15 protein-coding genes are annotated in these 16,361 nt (G+C 68.1%); 7 read left to right on the top strand and 8 right to left on the bottom strand.

All coding sequences use genetic code 11. From position 1 onward, the window contains the following. Positions 1–229: 229 nt before the first annotated feature. Positions 230–1,141 (bottom strand): LysR family transcriptional regulator, encoded by a 912-nt coding sequence (locus ACIBLA_RS22845; RefSeq protein WP_399199641.1) that lies wholly within the window; start codon positions 1,139–1,141, stop codon positions 230–232. 180 nt (positions 1,142–1,321) lie between these two features. On the opposite strand from ACIBLA_RS22845, the gene ACIBLA_RS22850 reads away from it, so the two are divergent. From ACIBLA_RS22850 to ACIBLA_RS22870, 5 genes are all read left to right on the top strand, one after another. Beyond that, positions 1,322–1,951 carry an NADPH-dependent F420 reductase gene (locus ACIBLA_RS22850; protein ID WP_399199642.1) on the top strand — a complete coding sequence of 210 codons (630 nt, stop codon included), beginning with the start codon at positions 1,322–1,324 and terminating at the stop codon, positions 1,949–1,951. A 92-nt stretch (positions 1,952–2,043) separates the two neighbouring features. Beyond that, positions 2,044–2,979 (top strand): SDR family oxidoreductase, encoded by a 936-nt coding sequence (locus tag ACIBLA_RS22855; protein ID WP_399199643.1) that lies wholly within the window; start codon positions 2,044–2,046, stop codon positions 2,977–2,979. 78 nt (positions 2,980–3,057) lie between these two features. Further along, the gene (locus ACIBLA_RS22860; protein WP_399199662.1) at positions 3,058–3,717 is read left to right on the top strand and encodes an NADPH-dependent F420 reductase; all 660 of its coding nucleotides are present in this window, start codon (positions 3,058–3,060) and stop codon (positions 3,715–3,717) included. Between the two features lie 629 nt (positions 3,718–4,346). Next, complete coding sequence (tnpA, locus tag ACIBLA_RS22865) at positions 4,347–4,802, top strand: IS200/IS605 family transposase (protein ID WP_399199644.1); 456 nt, start codon at positions 4,347–4,349, stop codon at positions 4,800–4,802. Further along, a complete protein-coding gene (locus ACIBLA_RS22870; protein WP_399199645.1) occupies positions 4,799–6,007 on the top strand; it encodes an RNA-guided endonuclease InsQ/TnpB family protein in 1,209 nt (402 codons plus the stop codon). Before tnpA ends, ACIBLA_RS22870 begins: the two co-directional genes overlap by 4 nt. Before the next feature lie 78 nt (positions 6,008–6,085). Here ACIBLA_RS22870 and ACIBLA_RS22875 read toward each other — a convergent pair whose 3' ends face one another. Genes ACIBLA_RS22875 through ACIBLA_RS22890 form a run of 4 tightly spaced genes read right to left on the bottom strand, consistent with a single transcriptional unit; the run spans position 6,086 to position 7,801 of the window. Continuing rightward, positions 6,086–6,604: a hypothetical protein gene (locus ACIBLA_RS22875; RefSeq protein WP_399199646.1), complete on the bottom strand. Its 519-nt coding sequence runs from the start codon at positions 6,602–6,604 to the stop codon at positions 6,086–6,088. After that, positions 6,601–6,702 (bottom strand): pentapeptide repeat-containing protein, encoded by a 102-nt coding sequence (locus ACIBLA_RS22880; protein WP_399199663.1) that lies wholly within the window; start codon positions 6,700–6,702, stop codon positions 6,601–6,603. Before ACIBLA_RS22880 ends, ACIBLA_RS22875 begins: the two co-directional genes overlap by 4 nt. A 54-nt stretch (positions 6,703–6,756) precedes the next feature. After that, on the bottom strand, positions 6,757–6,990 hold the full coding sequence (locus ACIBLA_RS22885) for a DUF397 domain-containing protein (protein WP_399199648.1): 234 nt from the start codon (positions 6,988–6,990) through the stop codon (positions 6,757–6,759). After that, on the bottom strand, positions 6,971–7,801 hold the full coding sequence (locus ACIBLA_RS22890; RefSeq protein WP_399199649.1) for a Scr1 family TA system antitoxin-like transcriptional regulator: 831 nt from the start codon (positions 7,799–7,801) through the stop codon (positions 6,971–6,973). Before ACIBLA_RS22890 ends, ACIBLA_RS22885 begins: the two co-directional genes overlap by 20 nt. Positions 7,802–7,918: 117 nt before the next feature. Between ACIBLA_RS22890 and ACIBLA_RS22895 the strand changes: the two genes are divergently transcribed. After that, complete coding sequence (locus tag ACIBLA_RS22895; protein ID WP_399199650.1) at positions 7,919–8,143, top strand: hypothetical protein; 225 nt, start codon at positions 7,919–7,921, stop codon at positions 8,141–8,143. A 276-nt stretch (positions 8,144–8,419) separates the two neighbouring features. Next, on the top strand, positions 8,420–9,331 hold the full coding sequence (locus ACIBLA_RS22900) for a hypothetical protein (protein WP_399199652.1): 912 nt from the start codon (positions 8,420–8,422) through the stop codon (positions 9,329–9,331). Between the two features lie 93 nt (positions 9,332–9,424). Here the strand turns inward: ACIBLA_RS22900 and ACIBLA_RS22905 are convergent, their stop codons facing one another. The 3 genes from ACIBLA_RS22905 to ACIBLA_RS22915 form a co-directional block, all read right to left on the bottom strand. Next, positions 9,425–9,769 (bottom strand): VOC family protein, encoded by a 345-nt coding sequence (locus tag ACIBLA_RS22905; protein WP_399199653.1) that lies wholly within the window; start codon positions 9,767–9,769, stop codon positions 9,425–9,427. A 560-nt stretch (positions 9,770–10,329) separates the two neighbouring features. Continuing rightward, positions 10,330–10,755 (bottom strand): SMI1/KNR4 family protein, encoded by a 426-nt coding sequence (locus ACIBLA_RS22910; protein ID WP_399199654.1) that lies wholly within the window; start codon positions 10,753–10,755, stop codon positions 10,330–10,332. A 28-nt stretch (positions 10,756–10,783) separates the two neighbouring features. After that, on the bottom strand, positions 10,784–15,985 hold the full coding sequence (locus ACIBLA_RS22915) for a DUF6531 domain-containing protein (RefSeq protein WP_399199655.1): 5,202 nt from the start codon (positions 15,983–15,985) through the stop codon (positions 10,784–10,786). Positions 15,986–16,361 lie beyond the last annotated feature (376 nt).

The following is a 16,361-nucleotide window of genomic DNA, read 5'->3' on the forward strand; positions in this document are numbered from 1 at the left end:
GACGCTACGAACGGCAGACCGTCGGTGAACGGCTCCGCTCCGACGACAGGGCGATCAGCGACTTGCGCCGCGTCCGCAGCACGTACTTCCAGTCGGTCTCAGGTGCTTCGGGCCCTCAGACAACTGCTGGCCGAAGAACGGAACCGGCTCAGAGGTCAGCCGCAACAGCACCACTCCATCAGGCCACTTCAATCCCCAGCGCATGGTGAACGCGGGTCAGTCGAACTACTCAAGCGTGCCTTGAGACGACATCGCCTCCACGCTGCCACATCTCATAGTTCCCACATTCTGCCGTGATCTCGGCCGTCGACTGAGCCGCAGCGACGAAGCCATCCACTACCGGCGAGGTGTGCGATGCCGCCACCGCGAGGCACACCTGGTCGGGCGCCAGATCCGGGATGGGCACATAGACGACGTCCGGATGCGAGTAGAACACGGACGCCGAACGGGCCAGGAAGGAGATGCCCCGACCGGCCGCGACATGCTCGAGCGTCTCGTCCACCCCGCGCACCGGGTACCCGGCATTGGGGAGCGGGCGCTTGGTGGGCTGCGTGCTCGGGTCACCGTGCCAGACCAGCGGTTCGCCGGCCAGGTCGGCCTCGGTGACCTCCTCCTTGCCGGCCAACCGGTGTCCGGCGGGCAGCACCGCTACCCGCGGCTCGGTGTACAGCGGGGTGACGCGCAGGCCGGCCTCGTCGATGGGCAGCCGCACATAGCCGACGTCGATGCGGCCGTCGAGCAGCATCGCTGCCTGGTCGTCCCCTTCGATCCGCTGCACGTCCACGGCCACGTCCGGGTGCCGGTCCTCGAACGCACGGGCCGCCGGGATGACTGCAACGCCGGCCCGGAAACCGACCATCAGCCGCCGCTTGCCGCTGGCGGCCGCGGACACCCGGCGGCGGACCGCGTGTGTTGAGGCGAGCAGCGGACCGGCGTCGGCCAGCAGTTGCCGGCCGGCGTCTGTCAGCTCTACGCCGTGGCGATCCCTGGTGAACAGCGAGGCGCCGAGATCCTGCTCGAGCGCGCGGATCTGCCGGCTGAGCACCGGCTGTGCGATGTGAAGCTCATCGGCGGCGCGGCCGAAATGCAGCCGGTCGGCCACGGCGACGAAGTAACGCAGTTTGCGCAGATCCAGATCCATGGAACCCCCAGCCCGGTGATACCTCCAGGGTATCACTACGGCTTCAATAGGTCTTGGACGCCAATCAGAACCGATGGCAGCATGAAAAACAGGCACTTAAGGGCGTCGAAGTGAATTCGGCACAAGAATTCGACGCTGAAATTTGACGACAGGGTCAAAGCCCGGAAAGCAGGAGCACCGATGAGCAGCATCAGCATTATCGGACTGGGAAACATGGCCCGTGCTTTGGCCGGCCGGGCGCTCGCCGGCGGTAACGCCGTCGAGATCATCGGCCGCGACCAGGCCAGGGCCAAGGAATTGGCCGCCACGCTCGGCGGCGCCACGGTCGGGACGGCCGGGGCCGCCCCGACCGGGGACATCGTGATCCTCGCAGCGCCGTACGTCGGCGCGGCGGCGGTGGTGAGGGAGTACGGGGACGCACTGCGCGGCAAGATCCTCGTCGACCTCACCAACCCCGTAGCCCCCGACCTGCAGGGCTTCGTCGTCCCCGACGACAGTTCCGGCGCACAGGAGATCGCCAAGGCGGCTCCCGACGACGCGCATGTCGTCAAGGCGTTCAACACTGTGTTCTCCCACGTTCTGGCGGCCGTCCCGGCCGAGGACCGCCCTCTGGACGTGTTCATCGCCGGCGACGACGCGCAGGCGAAGGCACGCGTGTCGGCGTTCGTCGAGAGCCTGGGGCTGCGCCCCTGGGACACCGGGGAACTGTTCATGGCGCGAGCACTGGAGAACGTCGGCCTGCTGGAGTTGGGCCTCATGAACCACTCCGTCAAGCACGCCAATTTCTCCCTCGGCATCACCCTCGGCTGAGCGCACCCCTACCACTACCTCTCGTGCCGCATTACGCCAGTTCACTTACGGCACGGGAAGACCCTGCACCTACCCTCACAAGGAATGTTCAGATGCGCGTATTCGTCGCTGGGGGGACCGGCCATTCCGGTTCGTACATCATCCCCGAACTCATAGCCGCCGGGCACGAGGTCACCGGCCTGGCCCGGTCGGACGCTTCCGCGGCGGCCCTGTCCGCGTTCGGCGCGAAGGTGCGTCGCGGCGACCTCCAGGATCTCGACGGGCTCAAGGAGGCAGCCGCGGACTCCGACGGCGTCGTCCACGTCGCGCACAGGCAGGATCTGCTGCCCTCCGGCGGGCTCGACGCCGTGGCCGCTGCGGAGCTCCCGATCATGCTCGCGTACGGCGAGGCACTCGCGGGAACCGGAAAGCCGCTGGTCACGGCGGGAAGCATAGGCTCGCCCGGGAACCTGGAGCGGCCGGCCACCGAGGAGGACCCGGCCCTCCCCGCCGGCGAGGAGCACAAGGGCACCCTGCGGGTCCGCAACGTCGTGGAAAGGGCCGTTGTCGACCTCGCCGAGCAGGGGGTCCGGTCTTCGGTCGTGCGGATCGCCAACATCGCCCACAGCACGACCGATCGTGCCGGCTTCCTCCCCACGCTGATCGCGCTCGCGAAGGAAAAGGGGTTCGCCGGCTACCACTCCGACGGCGCGAACCTGTGGAACGCCGTGCACATCCGCGATGCCGCCACCTTGTTCCGCCTGGCGCTGGAGAAGGGGCCGGCCGGCAAGTACTGGCACGCGGTCGAGGACGGGGGCATCACGTTCCGCGACATCGCCGAGGCCATCGCCGGCCGCCTGGGCCTGCCCGCCGTGAGCGTTCCCAGCGATGCCCTGATGACGCCGGGGTACTTCGGGTTCCTCACGAATATCGTCACGCAGAGCTACCCGGCGTCCAACCTCATCACCCGCCGGACCCTCGGCTGGGAACCCGCCCGGCCCGGCCTGCTCGCCGATCTGGACAACGGCCACTATTTCCCCGCCGGCTGACGGCGGGAACCCGGATCGTAACGAGCCCGGCAACCGGCAAGTTCGGCTCTTCAGAAGGACGTTGAGATTATGACAACTGTGGGAATCATCGGAAGCGGAAGTATCGGCAGGACTCTCGCGCGACTCGCTGTCGGGGCCGGGCACCAGGTGGTGCTCAGCAACTCGCGCGGTCCCGAAACGCTCGTGGACACGGCCGAGGAACTGGGGCCGCAGGCGTCCGCGGCGACGAGCGAAGAGGCCGCGGCGGCCGGTGACATTGTCGTGGTCACGGTGCCGGTCAGCGCCTTCCCTCACGTGCCCGCCGCGCCACTGGCCGGGAAGACGGTCATCGACACCTGCAACTACGGCCCCGAGCGTGACGGGCACATCCCCGAGCTCGACAGCAAGTCCCTCACCTCAAGCGAGCTGCTTCTGCGGTACGTCCCGGACGCCCTGCTCGTAAAGGCGTTCAACAACATCTTCTTCAAGCACCTGCTGTCACTCGCCCGCCCGGTAGGGGCGGCCGACCGCTCCTACCTGCCGATCGCCGGCGACTCCGCACCGGCGAAGGCGGCGGTGACGGAATTCATCGACTCCATCGGCTACAGCGTGGTGGACGCGGGAACGCTGGCCGACAGCTGGCGGCAGGCGACGGCCACGCCGGTGTGGGGAACACCGTACGGGCCGTACTCGAACGAGAAGGGCCAGCCGGCCGGCAGGGACGCCATCCGCGCGGCACTGGCCACCGCAACGCGGTAACCGTCAATTAACGCCGACCGTGATGTGGTCCGGCCGTGCCATGCCCCCGCCCGGTGGATACCGGGCGGGGGGCATGTTTCGCACGCAAAGGCGTCGAACTCCAGGACCTGGACGATCCGGGCCAAGAGCTGCGCCTGGCTACGCAGATCGTCGCGTTCGGCACGGACCCGGGTCAGGTCCTGCTGCTGCTTGGCCGCGCGGGGCTGTTCCGTTCGAGCTGACGGCCCGTTTCCCGCCCTGCGCGTGACCGAGGTGTGATCGCACGAAGTGACTGTGCGTGTACGTGTGTTGCTGTTCCGTGAGCACAAAGCGGCCCCCATCGCCGGTTCGCAGCCAGCGACGAGGGCCTACACCGCGAGTGCTTAGTTAGGAGCACCCGGAATGCTTCGGCATGTTATCCCGCCTGCCCGTTTCTTCTCGCAGGTGTGCGGGGCCTGCCGCCAGGAACGTGCGGCGATGCGCGGCGCCGTTGTCCAGGATCACTGCCCCGCGCCTGCGGCGGCTCCATCGGATAGCTAGCGAGGGGACCCGTGCCTTTAGGCATGGGGGGGATCGTTTCTCAGGACTGCTCTGACCTCAACTGCGCCTACGGATATGCACTGTTGACCCTAGCCGACTAGATGTGTGTCATGTGTATAGTGATCGTCGTGACCGTGACCAGGAAGGTTCGCCGGTACTCCGGCGGCGTGTATGACTTGGGGCTCCACGTGGTGTGGTGCCCCAAGTACCGCCGTCGCGTGCTCGGTGGGCGCGTCGCGGTCCGGCTGCGTGAGCTGATCGAGCAGAAGGCGGCCGAGAAGGGCTGGGAGATCATCGCCCTTGAGGTGATGCCCGATCACGTGCACCTGTTCGTCAAGCACGAGCCGAAGGCTTCCGCCTCCTACGTGGCGAACCAGTTCAAGGGCTTCACCTCCCGCGTGCTCCGATCGGAGTTCCCGCACCTCAAGAGCCAGATGCCCACGCTGTGGTCCTCGTCGTTCTTCGTCGCCTCGGTCGGCGCCGTCTCGGCGGACACGGTGGAGAAATACATCAACACCCAGTGGGAACGCCCCTGGACGAAGAAGCAGAAGGAGGAGCAGGCGTGATACGTGCGTACAAATTCCTCCTTCGCCCCACCGTCCGGCAGCGCCAGGCGCTCGGGGAGATGCTGGGGGATCACTGCGGCCTCTACAACGGCGCCCTGCAAGAACGCCGCGGTGCTTACCGGCACAGCTCGAAGACCTCGATCAAGTACGGGCAGCAGTCCGCACAGCTCAAAGAGATCCGGGCGTTCGACCCCGAGCGGCACGGCCGGTGGTCGTTCTCCAGCCAGCAGGCGACCTTGCGCCGCCTGGACAAGGCATTCCAAGCCTTCTTCAGGCGCGTCAAGGCCGGTGAGAAGCCCGGCTATCCCAGGTTCCGGGGCGTCAACTGGTTCGACACCGTCGAGTTCCCCAAGGACGGCGACGGCTGCCGCTGGGACTCCACCCCGCACGACCCCGTCACCCGTGTCCGCTTGCAAGGCGTCGGACACGTCCGCGTGCACCAGCACCGGCCCGTGAAGGGCCGCGTCAAGACCGTCTCGATCAAGCGCGAGGGGCGACAGTGGTACGTCGTCCTCGCCTGCGACAACGTCCCCGCCGAACCGCTTCCCGCCACGGGTGCGGTGACCGGCATCGACATGGGCATAGCCCACTTCCTCACCACCTCCGAGGGCGAACACCACCCGAATCCGAGGCACGGAAAGCGCAACGCCGAAGCCCTCGCCGACGCTCAGCGCTCACTCAAGGCCTTCCCACGCCGGAAGCGGGAGAACCGCACCGCCAAGCACCGCCGAGCGGTGGAGAAGGTCGCAGGGCTGCACCGCAAGGTGCGCCGTCAGCGCACCGACCACGCACACAAGACCGCGCTTACTCTGGTCCACACCTACGACCAGATCGCGCACGAGCGGCTGAGCATCGCGAACATGGTCCGCGCACCCAAGCCGAAGCCCGACCCTGAGGCACCCGGCGCGTTCCTGCCGAACGGCGCCGCCTCGAAGGCAGGGCTCAACCGGAGCATTCTTGACGCGGGTTGGGGGGTGTTCCTGGGAATCCTCGCGCAGAAGGCTGAAAGCGCCGCTCGCGTCTTGATCCCGGTGGACCCCCGCAACACCTCCCGCACCTGCCCCGAATGCGGGCACGTGGACGGCGAGAACCGCGACGGCGAAAAGTTCCAGTGCACCGCCTGTGACCACCGCGACCACGCGGACCGGGTAGGCGCCTGGAACGTTGCACTCAGGGCCGGGCTGGTCCTTCCCGACGTGGCCTGAGTCACCGACAGGAGAAGCCCTCCGGATTCATCCAAGGGGAGGAGTCACCACTGCGGAACGCATGACAGGAACGGCCTGTCACGCAGGTTCCGGGTCGGGGTCGGTGAACATTTCGTAGGGCTGGCCGGACATCTCTCCTTCCACCCACACCTGCATCCCGTAGCTGACGGGATTGTCCGGGTAGAGGTTGAACAGCTCACTGTTGGTGTGCTGGAAGTCCGCCCGCACATCTCGCAACTGGAGTTCTTCACCATGCCGGAGGGGTGCCCCGGCCAGAGCAGTCGGGACGGCGACGTCGAACGCGGTCCAGTCGATAACAACGCCGCCCCCCTCCGTCCAATGGATGAAGGGGCGCAGGTCGACGTGGCCCGTGCGACGGCCGTGCTCGATCAGCCACAGATCGGCGCTCTCACCACCCAGATGACTTTCGAACTGGCCGTCGATCACGTCCGGATCGGGATTGTCCAGGAATATGTCCCGTAGCAGTGCCCTGATGTGCTCACGCTGCGAGTAGACGAAGAACAGGCTCCAGTCCATCTGGCCGGTGTAGGTCTTCTCCAGGACGTAGGCGCTCTCGCCTTGCGGATCATCACTCATGAACCGCACCCTGCCAGGACCCTACGACAGCCACGCACGTCGGCGCCGCTGAGACAAGCGCCCTGCAGGTCCGCTGCCGTGAGGCCTGCACCTGCCAGGTGGGCATGGCTGACCGGCTCCGCGAACGCCCATGAGGACGGGCTCCACGAGCCTCAGCGGTTGAACCCGTCGGACTTGACTGCGGTGATGAAGGGAGCCCAGACGCGGGCGGCGAAGAGGAGGGCGGGACCGTGGGGAACCTTGCTGTCACGGACGGGGACACAGGCGGCGAATGCGTCGCTGACCTCCAGGCACTCGCCACTACTGCCGCCGCTGTGGCTGGACTTGCGCCAGACGGGAAGTACCGAAGCGTCCGAGATGCTGTGCTTACTGCTGCTGCGCGTCATGCTCGTAATCCTCCGCGACGGACCTGATCAGGGCCAACGACTTACGGTGCGACAACGCGTCGCCCAGGGCGTGATCGTAGACCTCCTGGCACTGGCGCACCACGGATGGCAACTCCCAGACCCGTCCGCTCTTCAAGCCCTCCACATAAGCGATGGGCGGCAGGTCGTCGAACCACATCAGCGAGACGAAGCCCTCCAGCAGTGCGTGCGCGCCAACCTCGAACGGCAGCACATGCACCCGGATACGCCGGCTCTCACCCAGCATCACGATGTGACGGAGCTGTTCGCACATCGTGGCCGGACCACCGATCGGCCGGCGCAACACGGCCTCGTCCAGCATCGTCCACACCACGGGCGAGTCGAAGGTGTCCAGTATGCGAGCGCGTGACAGCCGTGTGACAAGGAGCTTGTCACGCTCCTCGGCGCTCTTCGGCGGGGAACCCGAGCCCAGAACCTCGCGCGCGTACTCCTCTGTCTGAAGAATGCCGGGGACGAGCTTCGGCGCGTACTCCCGGATCACCGACGCCTGTTGCTCGAACTCCAGCGCTTCCTCGAAGTGCTCGGCGACCTTCTTGCCGTCCAGCGTCGGCAGGAATCTTTCGAACAGCCCGCCCGTCTTGAGCACTTGGTCCAGCCGCCGAGCGTCGGCGATGTCCGGCCGTCGTCGGCCCGCTTCGATGTGCGCGATGTGCGTGCGCGACATGACCGCCCGTTGACTCAGCGCCTCTTGCGTGAGGCCGGCTGCCTCGCGCCGCTCTCTCAGTTCCTCGCCGTACTTCGTGCGCGACTCGGGGTTGTCCTCGATGGCCATGAGCGACTCCCGTATGTGCTGACTCCGTTGTCACGGGCAAACCCCTACCGAGCGTAGCCGCGACAGCGCCACGCTGTGAGCGTTTCGAGACACAGAGCGAGAGCGGGAGGCGCCGCGATGGCAATCCGGTACGACGAGGGCGCGTACGTCGCCCACACGGGGACGGACGTGTACGGCCCCGGCAAGGTGATCGGTGTGGACGGGGAGTGGCGGCGGGTGAGGTTCGTGTACTTCGTCGCCACCGTGGGCGCGGCCGACCTGCGCGCCGCATCGCCGCATGAGATTGCGCAGGTCGTGGAGTGGCTGCGGGAGAAGGCGGCGCGCCACGGGGGCAGTTGGTGAACCGCGCGGACCGTACGTACCTCACCCTGCGCGTGTCGCGGGACGGCGGGCGTACGTGGGGTCAGCGACTGATCCACGACCCACCACGTGGGGCTGTTCCGTTCGAGTTGACGGCCCGTTTCCCGCCGTGTGCGTGCCCGAGGTGTGATCGCACGAAGTGACCGTGTGTGTACGCGGGTTGCTGTACCGTGAGCACAAAGCGGCCCCCATCGCCGGTTCGCAGCCAGCGACGAGGGCCTACACCACGAGTGCCATCCGCTGGAAGGGGCACCCACGATGCTTCGGCATGTTATCCCGCCTGCCCGTTTCTTCTCGCAGGTATCGAACGACATCATTCGCCATCCGCGTCTGTCCTCCGACGCCGTACGGCTGTTGACCTGGCAGCTCTCGCTCCCGCTTGACGCCGAGGAATCGCTCTCGCGGACCGCGACACGCGCCGGGATCAAGAAGGGTGCCTTCCTGCGTGCCAAGGGGCAGTTGAAGGAGGAGGGGTACGTCCACGAGTGGCGCCAGCAGGGCGTTCGTGGTCTGTGGTCCACCGTCCAACTCGTATCGAGCGTCCCGCTGTCGGCGGCCGACGCGGTGGTACTGCGGGGCGGGGGAGTCCCGGTCGTGGCTCCGGCGGTCACTTCTCCGGCCGCCGGTCGGCCGACGGGTCGGGCCGCCGGTCGTCATCCAGAAAAACCCCCGAAGGGGAACACCTCCAACCATCGGGTGGGACCGCCCGAGCCGGCGCCGGAAGAGGCGCGCAAGGCTGTCACCGACCTTCAACTCCTCGACCCCCGCCTGCGCGTCCCACGCGGCATGGTCCCGCAACTGGCCGCCCTCGCCGCCCAATGGCTCGCGTGCGGCCACACGCCGGAGGGCGTACGCACGGAGATCCGCCGGAACCTGCCCGCCGCGGACACGTACATCCACAGCCCCGGCGGCCTGATCCGCTACATCCTGCGCGACCCGCAGCCCGTACACGTACCCCCGCCACCTCCGCCGGCCCCCGAACCCCGGGTCGCCCGCATGCGCGAGTGCGAGGGCGAACGCCACATCCAGCCCCTGCTGTTCCGCCCGCTGGCGGACGAGGACCTGTGCAGGACCTGCCGCCGGGAGAGGTCGGAGGCTTCGCCTCAGCCACCGTCCCGGCGGCCGATGGTCGACCTGATCGCGTTGGGTGCGAGCACGCCTGGTGGCTGAGCAGGCTGTGGTGTGTGCGGAGAAGGCGAGCGTTTCCAACCTCAATTTGAGCAGGTCAGGTGCAGTGCAGCACACGGCACAGGTCGGAAAGGCTCACTGGGTGGGCCCCTCGGCGAGCGACAGGCTGTTCCCGTCGGGGTCCAGCACGACGACGTGGCGTACGCCGTTGCTGTAGGTCTCGACCGGCTCGTGATCGATCCCGTGTGCGGCGAGTCGGGCCAGGATGTCGTCGAGGCCGTTCACGCCGAGCGTGATCATGGCTCCGCCTACTCGCTCGGCGCGCACGTCCCGTGCGTCAACGACGACCCACGCGTTCTCACCGACCTGCCACAGGTACTCCTCGCCAATGATCTCGTCCGCTGGGCGCCCGAAGAGCACCTCGAACCACTCCAGTGCCTTGATCCGGTCCCTCACGCACATGACGCTGTACAAGTCCACTCGGATCACCCTTCACAGTCGTTTCGGAAGTTGGACCACTCCCGTGACCAAAACTCATCGGAGAAGGTGGCCCGGCTCTCCACAAGGAGGGTGAGGACAGGCGCCCCGCGAGGACGGCCTGTTCCTCTGGTGTAGGCCCTGGCGGTACACCGTCATCGGGCTCACGGCTCCATGCGGCAGCCAAGATCTTGCGCTCCAGCCGGATATCGCTGAGCCGCTCCCCGAAGCGGCGCTTGTGCGGCTCACGGCACACGGGCCATGCTTCGTCGGCCGGCCAGAGCAATGGGTCCACCGATCGATCTGTCGCCGCGGCCAGGGGTTCCCGGTCGGGGGTGCAGTCGAGTGCTCGTCCCCCGAAAATCGGAGAGCTGGGGGATCAGCGTCTCCACGTCGACAGGACGCGGAGGTGTGTGCCGAGCCATATTGTCCTTCGTTGAACCCTGTCTTGACCGTGCCAGCCCCGAGACGACGTCGAACCGGATTACACCCTTGTGTTGAGTATTTCTCGTCGAAGGCGTCGTGGAATTCCAGTTCGTCCCGAGGATTAAGTGGATGAATGGCTATTCTTTGTGCCAATCGCCGCCTTGAGATTCCAGGCAGTTGACCACGTACTCACGCAAGGAACTGGTGACGGGATTTCTGTCGTCCGTTTCGTGATCCCAGGCAACAACAGTGTCAGAGCGCGTAAAGGCGAACTGGTCTCCTCCCCCGTTGTCGCCGAAGAAGAGGAGCGAATCAAATGGAGCGTAAAGGGTCGCGAAATCCCTGTCGGCTCTGAAATTTACGTTTTCATCCGCGATTCTTTGGGCGGTCCAAATGAAGTCTGTCCCATATTCGTCGCTCGCTCCGTTGAACTCCATCAGGAGTTCTCGAAGGCTCTGCGGAAAGTTTCCGATGCGGCCTTCCGCCGTTTGCACCTCATCTTCCGATGCGGGCTCTCCGATATCTAGCGTTTCCATCCAAGGGGCAATGATTTCCCGCCACACAGTGTCCTCCAGAGGTGAGTTATCGCTCTTACCTTATGCGTGGAGCGAACCAGTTGCCGAGCATATCATCGATGATTGTCGCTTGATCTAGAACCTGCTGCCTGGTGGGTGATGGGTGGGCTCGGTAAAAGCTGTTCCAGTGCTTTCTGATTTCACTGAGGTGAACGGCGTTGTTTATCAGTCCCTTGGGTATTCCGCGCAAGTTCTCCAGTGAATGGATTTCGTCGGCACTGAAGAGGCCCGGATGCCGCTTCAGCATTTGCTGTTCTATTGCATGGTGTACAACGACTTTCCCCTTCAAGGCTGGATAGGCGTCAAAGAACGTCTTCTTGTAACTGTGGGAAGCGGCTGCACCAACTGATGCGCCCTGCCTGGCCGGAATCTGAGTCCCCAGGGGAGGCGGTACCACACCACATCGCGGTGCCAGCCCCAGTGGGTCGCACCACGTCAGTGGATTGTGGACGTACGCCGTCGGGTTCGGGGACGGGGCCAGGCCCAGCGGGTCCGGGGTCAGGTAGTGGGCCGATTCCGGGTCGTAGTGGCGGTGGAGGTTGTAGTGGTGGCCCGTTTCCAGGTCGTGGTACTGGCCCGGGAAGCGCAGGGGGGTGTACGCCGTGGCGTCGGGGGGCCAGGTGGTGGTCCCCCAGAGCGTGCGGCGGGACTGCCAGGACGTGGTGCCCGATTCGTCGATCAGGTGGGTCGGGGTGCCGATCAGGTCCGTGATGATCGCGTGGAAGCGGGTGTCGATCTCGGACTGCGGGGCGTCCGCCGCCGGGCGGTAGCGGGTTGTCTGGGCCAGGGGGGTCAGGGTCGACTCGTCGTGGTCCCAGGTGAGCGTCTGGGTGCCCGGCCAGTCCGTGGATGTCGACGTTTCCTCGATCAAGGTGGGGCCGTGGTAGGTGAAGTGCGTTTCCTCGGCGACGGAAGTGTCGGGCGCCAAACGGCGTTTGGACACCCGGCGGCCCAGCGCGTCGTACGTGTAGCGCCACGTCGTGCCGTCCGGTGTCGTCACGGCCGCGAGCTGGTTCCGCGCGTTCCACGTGTAGCGCCAGTTGGCCGGCTTCCGGGAGAGGCGGGGCTTCTGGCGCAGGGTGGTGCGGCCCGCCGCGTCGTACTCGTAGCGGACCGTGCCCGCCGACCCCACGCGCGTGCCCGTGTAGGTGCGGGGGCCCCTCGACTCGGGGTACGCGAGGTCGGCCGGCCAGGCGGCGTGGGTCGGGTTGCCGGCCGTGTCGTAGGCGTACGACTCCGACCAGTCCGCCGCCGCCCGGACCTCGGTGACCCGGCCCGCCGGGTCGAGGGTGTAGCGCGCGTCGCCCGCGGCGAGGAGGTGGCCGTCCGGGCGCCAGGTGTACTCGCGCGCAGGGACGGCCGCGCCGGTGTACGAGCGGGAGCGCGGGCGGCCCGCCGGGTCCCACGTCTGCGTCAGGGAGAGCGCGTCGCCCCAGCGGAACCCGGTCTCGCGGCCGGCCGCATCCCGCGAAACCGTCAACGACCGGCCCGACGCGGTGAGTTCGGTGCGGTTGCTTGCGGCGTCGTACGCGTACGTCGTGACCGCGCCCGCCGGGGTCTCGCGGCCGGACAGCCGGCCCGCCGCGTCGTACGACAGGCGCAGCACGTGTCCGTCCACCGATTCCGTCAGCAGGCGCCCCGCCGGGTCGTACGTACGCAGCAGTTCGGCGTCGGGGCCCGTCGCACGCGCCAGGTCGTCGCCCGCCGTCCAGTCGAACGTGCTGACCTCACCGCCCGCGTCCTGCGCGACGAGGCGGCCCAGCAGGTCGTAGCTGTGGTCGGTTCGGATGCCCAACGGGTCCACCTGCGTGAGCAGTTGCCCCGCCGCGTCCAGCGAGTACGTCACCGTACGGCCGTCGAAGTCCGTCTCCGACACCAGGCGGCCCGCCGCGTCGTACGCGTAACTCCACGTCAGGCCCTGCGGGTTGGTCACCCCCGTCAGGCGCGTCGCCGCGTCGTGCGTGAAGGTGTGTCGGGTGCCGTCCGGGTCGGTGCGGGACGTCAGCAGGTCGAAGTGGGTGTACTCGTGGTGCGTGACACCGCCTTTGGCGTCGGTGTGCGTGACGCGGTTGCCCTCGCCGTCGTACGTCCACGACTCCGTCGCGCCGTCCGGGGCCGTGCGGCGCAGCAGCAGGCCCTCGACGGACCACTCGAAGTGGGAGACCGCGCCCAGCGGGTCGGTGACGGACACGACCCGGCCGAAGGCGTCGCGCGCCAGCCGCGTCGTCGCGCCCAGCGGGTCCGTCGTCTCGACCGGCAGGCCCGCCGCGTCGCACCGTAGGCGCGTGGTCGCGCCCAGCGGGTCCGTGATCGCCAGCGGGGCGCCCCTGCCGTCGTACAGGAAGCGGTTCGTGGCGCCCGTCGGGTCCGTCAGCGACGTCGGGTTGCCGGCCGCATCGAACGTCTGGTGCCACACCTGGCCGGCCGGGTCGGTGATCCGTACCGGCCTGCCCTCGGCGTCGAGGTCCGCCGCGATCGTGCTGCCGTCCGCGCGGACGACACCGGTGAGGTGACCGTGCCCGTCGTACGTGAACCGCGTGGTGCGGCCCAGCGCGTCCGTCTCGGCGGTCACGCGGCCGGCCGCGTCGTACGCCGTACGCGTCACCGCGCCGTTCGCGTCGATCTCACCGACCACCAGCCGGCGTTCGTCGATCAGATAGCGGGTGGTGGCGCCGTCGGGAGCGGTGAGGGTGGTGACCGCGAGGCCGGGGAAGGCCGGTTCGGGCCCGTCGTACGCGAACCGGAAGCTGTAGTGGCCGCCCTCGCCGCCCTCAGCCACCACCCGGTCGTCGTCGGGGCCGCCGTACTCGTAGGCGTACGAACGGTTGTTGGTATCCGTCCACGACGTCACCCGGCCCGCCTCGTCGTACGCGAAACGCAGCGGCAGGCCCGACGAGTTGTAGGTCTCGGTGAGCCGGCCGTCGGCGTCGTAGCCGTACGCCATCACGCGCATCTCACCCAGCCACAGGCCGCTGATCCGCTCGCCCGCCGTCGTCAGGCGCAGTACGTAACCACCGCTGTGCGCGATCTCGACCGGCGCGCCCTCGGCGTCGTACGTGAACGCGATCCGGTTGCCGTGCCGGTCGGTGACCGTGCGCAGCAGTGCCGTGCCGCTGTCGCCGTGCGCGGTGAACGTGCGCACCTGCCCGGCCTCCGGGTCGGTGACCGTGTACGAGCCGTCGGCCGTCCGCGCCAGCGGCCACCGCGCGCGCCCGGCGGTCTCCTCCGGCAGCACCGCGGCCCCGCCCGGCACCGGGTGCGGATACGCCAGCAGCAGGCCGTCCTCCGTGAAGAACACCGCGCCGTGCTCGTCGAACTCCAGCCGCTGGTCCGCCGTCGACGCCCAGGCCGGGCCGAACCAACGGCCGCCCCGGTAACCGGAGTCCACCCGCCGCGAGAACACCAGCGGCAGCACACCCGGCAGTTCGACGTCCGTCAGCGGCAGGAACATCCTGCCCGTCGCCATGTCCACCGGGTCCGTCGGACCGCGCCTGATCTCGTCCGGGCGCCGGGTGAACCGGCCCCGGCCGGACCGCAGCGCGTTCCGCGCCCACGCCAGCGCTCCCCGGCCCGCCAGCCGCGCGCCGACCTGGACCGCGGCCCGCGCGGCCACGGGGGCCAGCACCCGGCCCGCCGCCATCGCCAGCAACTCCGGAAGCAGGAAGCCGAGTCCGCCGGTGGCCACGCCGAGCGGCAGCGCGGCGAACGGCAGGGCGAACATCAGCAGGGTGAGGATGAGCGCGGGATCCACGTCCAGGAACTTGTCCAGGACGAACGAGACGATCAGGCTGTCGGGCACGACCTTGCCGTACTCGGCGATGGAGCCCGCCCGCGACAGCAGCAGCCCGCCCGCGCACAGACTCCCCGCGACCAGCCCCACCCGCAGCAGCGCGGCGGCGTACGGCTCGGCCGGGGGCAGGGCGCGCAGGCGGGGGAGGGAGCGCCACGTCAGTACGAGGCGGAACGCGGCCAGCAGCAGGGCCGCCAGACCGCAGCCGATGAGGAGTTGCCACCCCTGGCCCTCGGTGAAGTACTCCTCAAGGTTCTCCGTCCCCTCGAAGGCGAACGTCGCGGCGAGGAGGGCGGACGGGATCAGGAGCAGGAGTCCGAGGACGAGGAGGGTCTTCTCCCACCACGGGAGGCGTCCGCCGCCGCGGGCGCGGACCCGTCGCCAGGCCTCGCGCAGGGTTGTGCCGCGCCATGCCTCGGGATCCGAGGTGGCGTCCAACTCGGCTGTACGGGTGGTGAGTTCGTCCCGCAGCGCGGTGACGTGCTCCGGGCGGGCGCGGGGGTGGGTGGCGACGTGGAACAGGGCCCGGCGCCCGCGTGCGTACCGGAGCGCGATCAGCGTGGTCCACGGGGCCCGCAGCAGCGCGTAGTTCAGCAGCGGGACGCTGCCGCCCTCCCGCTCCGCCCTCAGCCACACCCCCGGCTCACGGGACCGTCCCGCCCGCCGTGTACGTATGTCCCACACCACGGCCGCCACCAGGCAGCCCAGCAGCAGCCAGAGCCCGCTCGCGACGATCCGGTCGTACCACGCGCGCGGCTCTCCGTGGGTGTTGGGGAGTGCCGCGATGTAGTTGACCGCCGTGTGCAGACCGATGGCCGCGAGCAGCGGCAGCAGCCCCGCCGCCCGGACCCACCAGCGGTGTCCGCACACGATCAGCCCGACGGACAGTCCGCCGAGGGCCGTCCACACGACGTGGTTGTCCACCGGCACGGTCGCTGTCGCGGAGCCCAGCTCCAGCGTGCCGACCGCGGCCGGGAACCAGTGCCCCAGGAACTCGGGAAAACCGGAGACGAAGGGCACCGTGAACAGGCGCGTCGCGACCGACCAGCCGCCCGCCGACTCGATGGGGCGTACCTGGACATCCGGTGCGAATGCGAATTGCAGTACCGATTCCAGCAGTCCGAACCCCGCGCCCACCGCGCCGCCCAGCACCACGAAGTCCGTCAGGCCCCACTGGACCCGGCCGCGCAGCGCCCAGGCGGCGAGCGCGAGCGGGACTGTCTTGAGCAGTTCCTCGACCGTCGGAGCCGTCGTCCACATGACGGTGTCCAGGACCGTACGCATCGACGTCTCGTCGGCGGCGGCCAGTTGGCGGGTGACCACCGTTTCGATCAGCACCGAGAAGACGCCGCAGCCGTACGCCCCCACCCCGAAGGCCAGCAGTACGGTCGGCCAGCCGACCGTACGCGCAGGCCATGAGAACAACATCAGTTGCAGAACGCACCACAAGGACGCGGCAGCCATCCAGAACGCCACAAACCCACCCCGTATATTTGCTTTAGTGAATTGAACGTATGGGTCGGTGGTACGTGTGTCAACAGGGCGTCGGGGGGTGACCCCAGTGGCAGGTGTAGTCAGCGACACCTGTGACTTGGGGTCGTACGCCCAATGTGATCGAAGCGCGGCGTCCGTAGCGTCTTTCCCGAGGCACAGAGCGTGCCCGACGGGAAGGAAGAACGATCATGATGCGTCGTAAGAGCAGGACCGGACCGGCGAGGAGCGCGGAGGCTCTGTGCCTGGCTGACGTCACCAAGGTCTACGGGGCGGCCGAGAACGCCGTGACCGCTCTCGACGGTGTGTCGCT

The organism is Streptomyces sp. NPDC050433 (assembly GCF_044458565.1).
Taxonomy (GTDB): domain Bacteria; phylum Actinomycetota; class Actinomycetes; order Streptomycetales; family Streptomycetaceae; genus Streptomyces.

What these genes read in the sequence shown, in the direction of transcription:
- ACIBLA_RS22845 (WP_399199641.1), bottom strand. Translation starts at nt 1,141, where the DNA reads ATGGATCTGGATCTGCGCAAACTGCGTTACTTCGTCGCCGTGGCCGAC.
- ACIBLA_RS22850 (WP_399199642.1), top strand. Translation starts at nt 1,322, where the DNA reads ATGAGCAGCATCAGCATTATCGGACTGGGAAACATGGCCCGTGCTTTG.
- ACIBLA_RS22855 (WP_399199643.1), top strand. Translation starts at nt 2,044, where the DNA reads ATGCGCGTATTCGTCGCTGGGGGGACCGGCCATTCCGGTTCGTACATC.
- tnpA (WP_399199644.1), top strand. Translation starts at nt 4,347, where the DNA reads ATGTGTATAGTGATCGTCGTGACCGTGACCAGGAAGGTTCGCCGGTAC.
- ACIBLA_RS22875 (WP_399199646.1), bottom strand. Translation starts at nt 6,604, where the DNA reads ATGAGTGATGATCCGCAAGGCGAGAGCGCCTACGTCCTGGAGAAGACC.
- ACIBLA_RS22885 (WP_399199648.1), bottom strand. Translation starts at nt 6,990, where the DNA reads ATGACGCGCAGCAGCAGTAAGCACAGCATCTCGGACGCTTCGGTACTT.
- ACIBLA_RS22890 (WP_399199649.1), bottom strand. Translation starts at nt 7,801, where the DNA reads ATGGCCATCGAGGACAACCCCGAGTCGCGCACGAAGTACGGCGAGGAA.
- ACIBLA_RS22895 (WP_399199650.1), top strand. Translation starts at nt 7,919, where the DNA reads ATGGCAATCCGGTACGACGAGGGCGCGTACGTCGCCCACACGGGGACG.
- ACIBLA_RS22900 (WP_399199652.1), top strand. Translation starts at nt 8,420, where the DNA reads ATGCTTCGGCATGTTATCCCGCCTGCCCGTTTCTTCTCGCAGGTATCG.
- ACIBLA_RS22915 (WP_399199655.1), bottom strand. Translation starts at nt 15,985, where the DNA reads ATGTTGTTCTCATGGCCTGCGCGTACGGTCGGCTGGCCGACCGTACTG.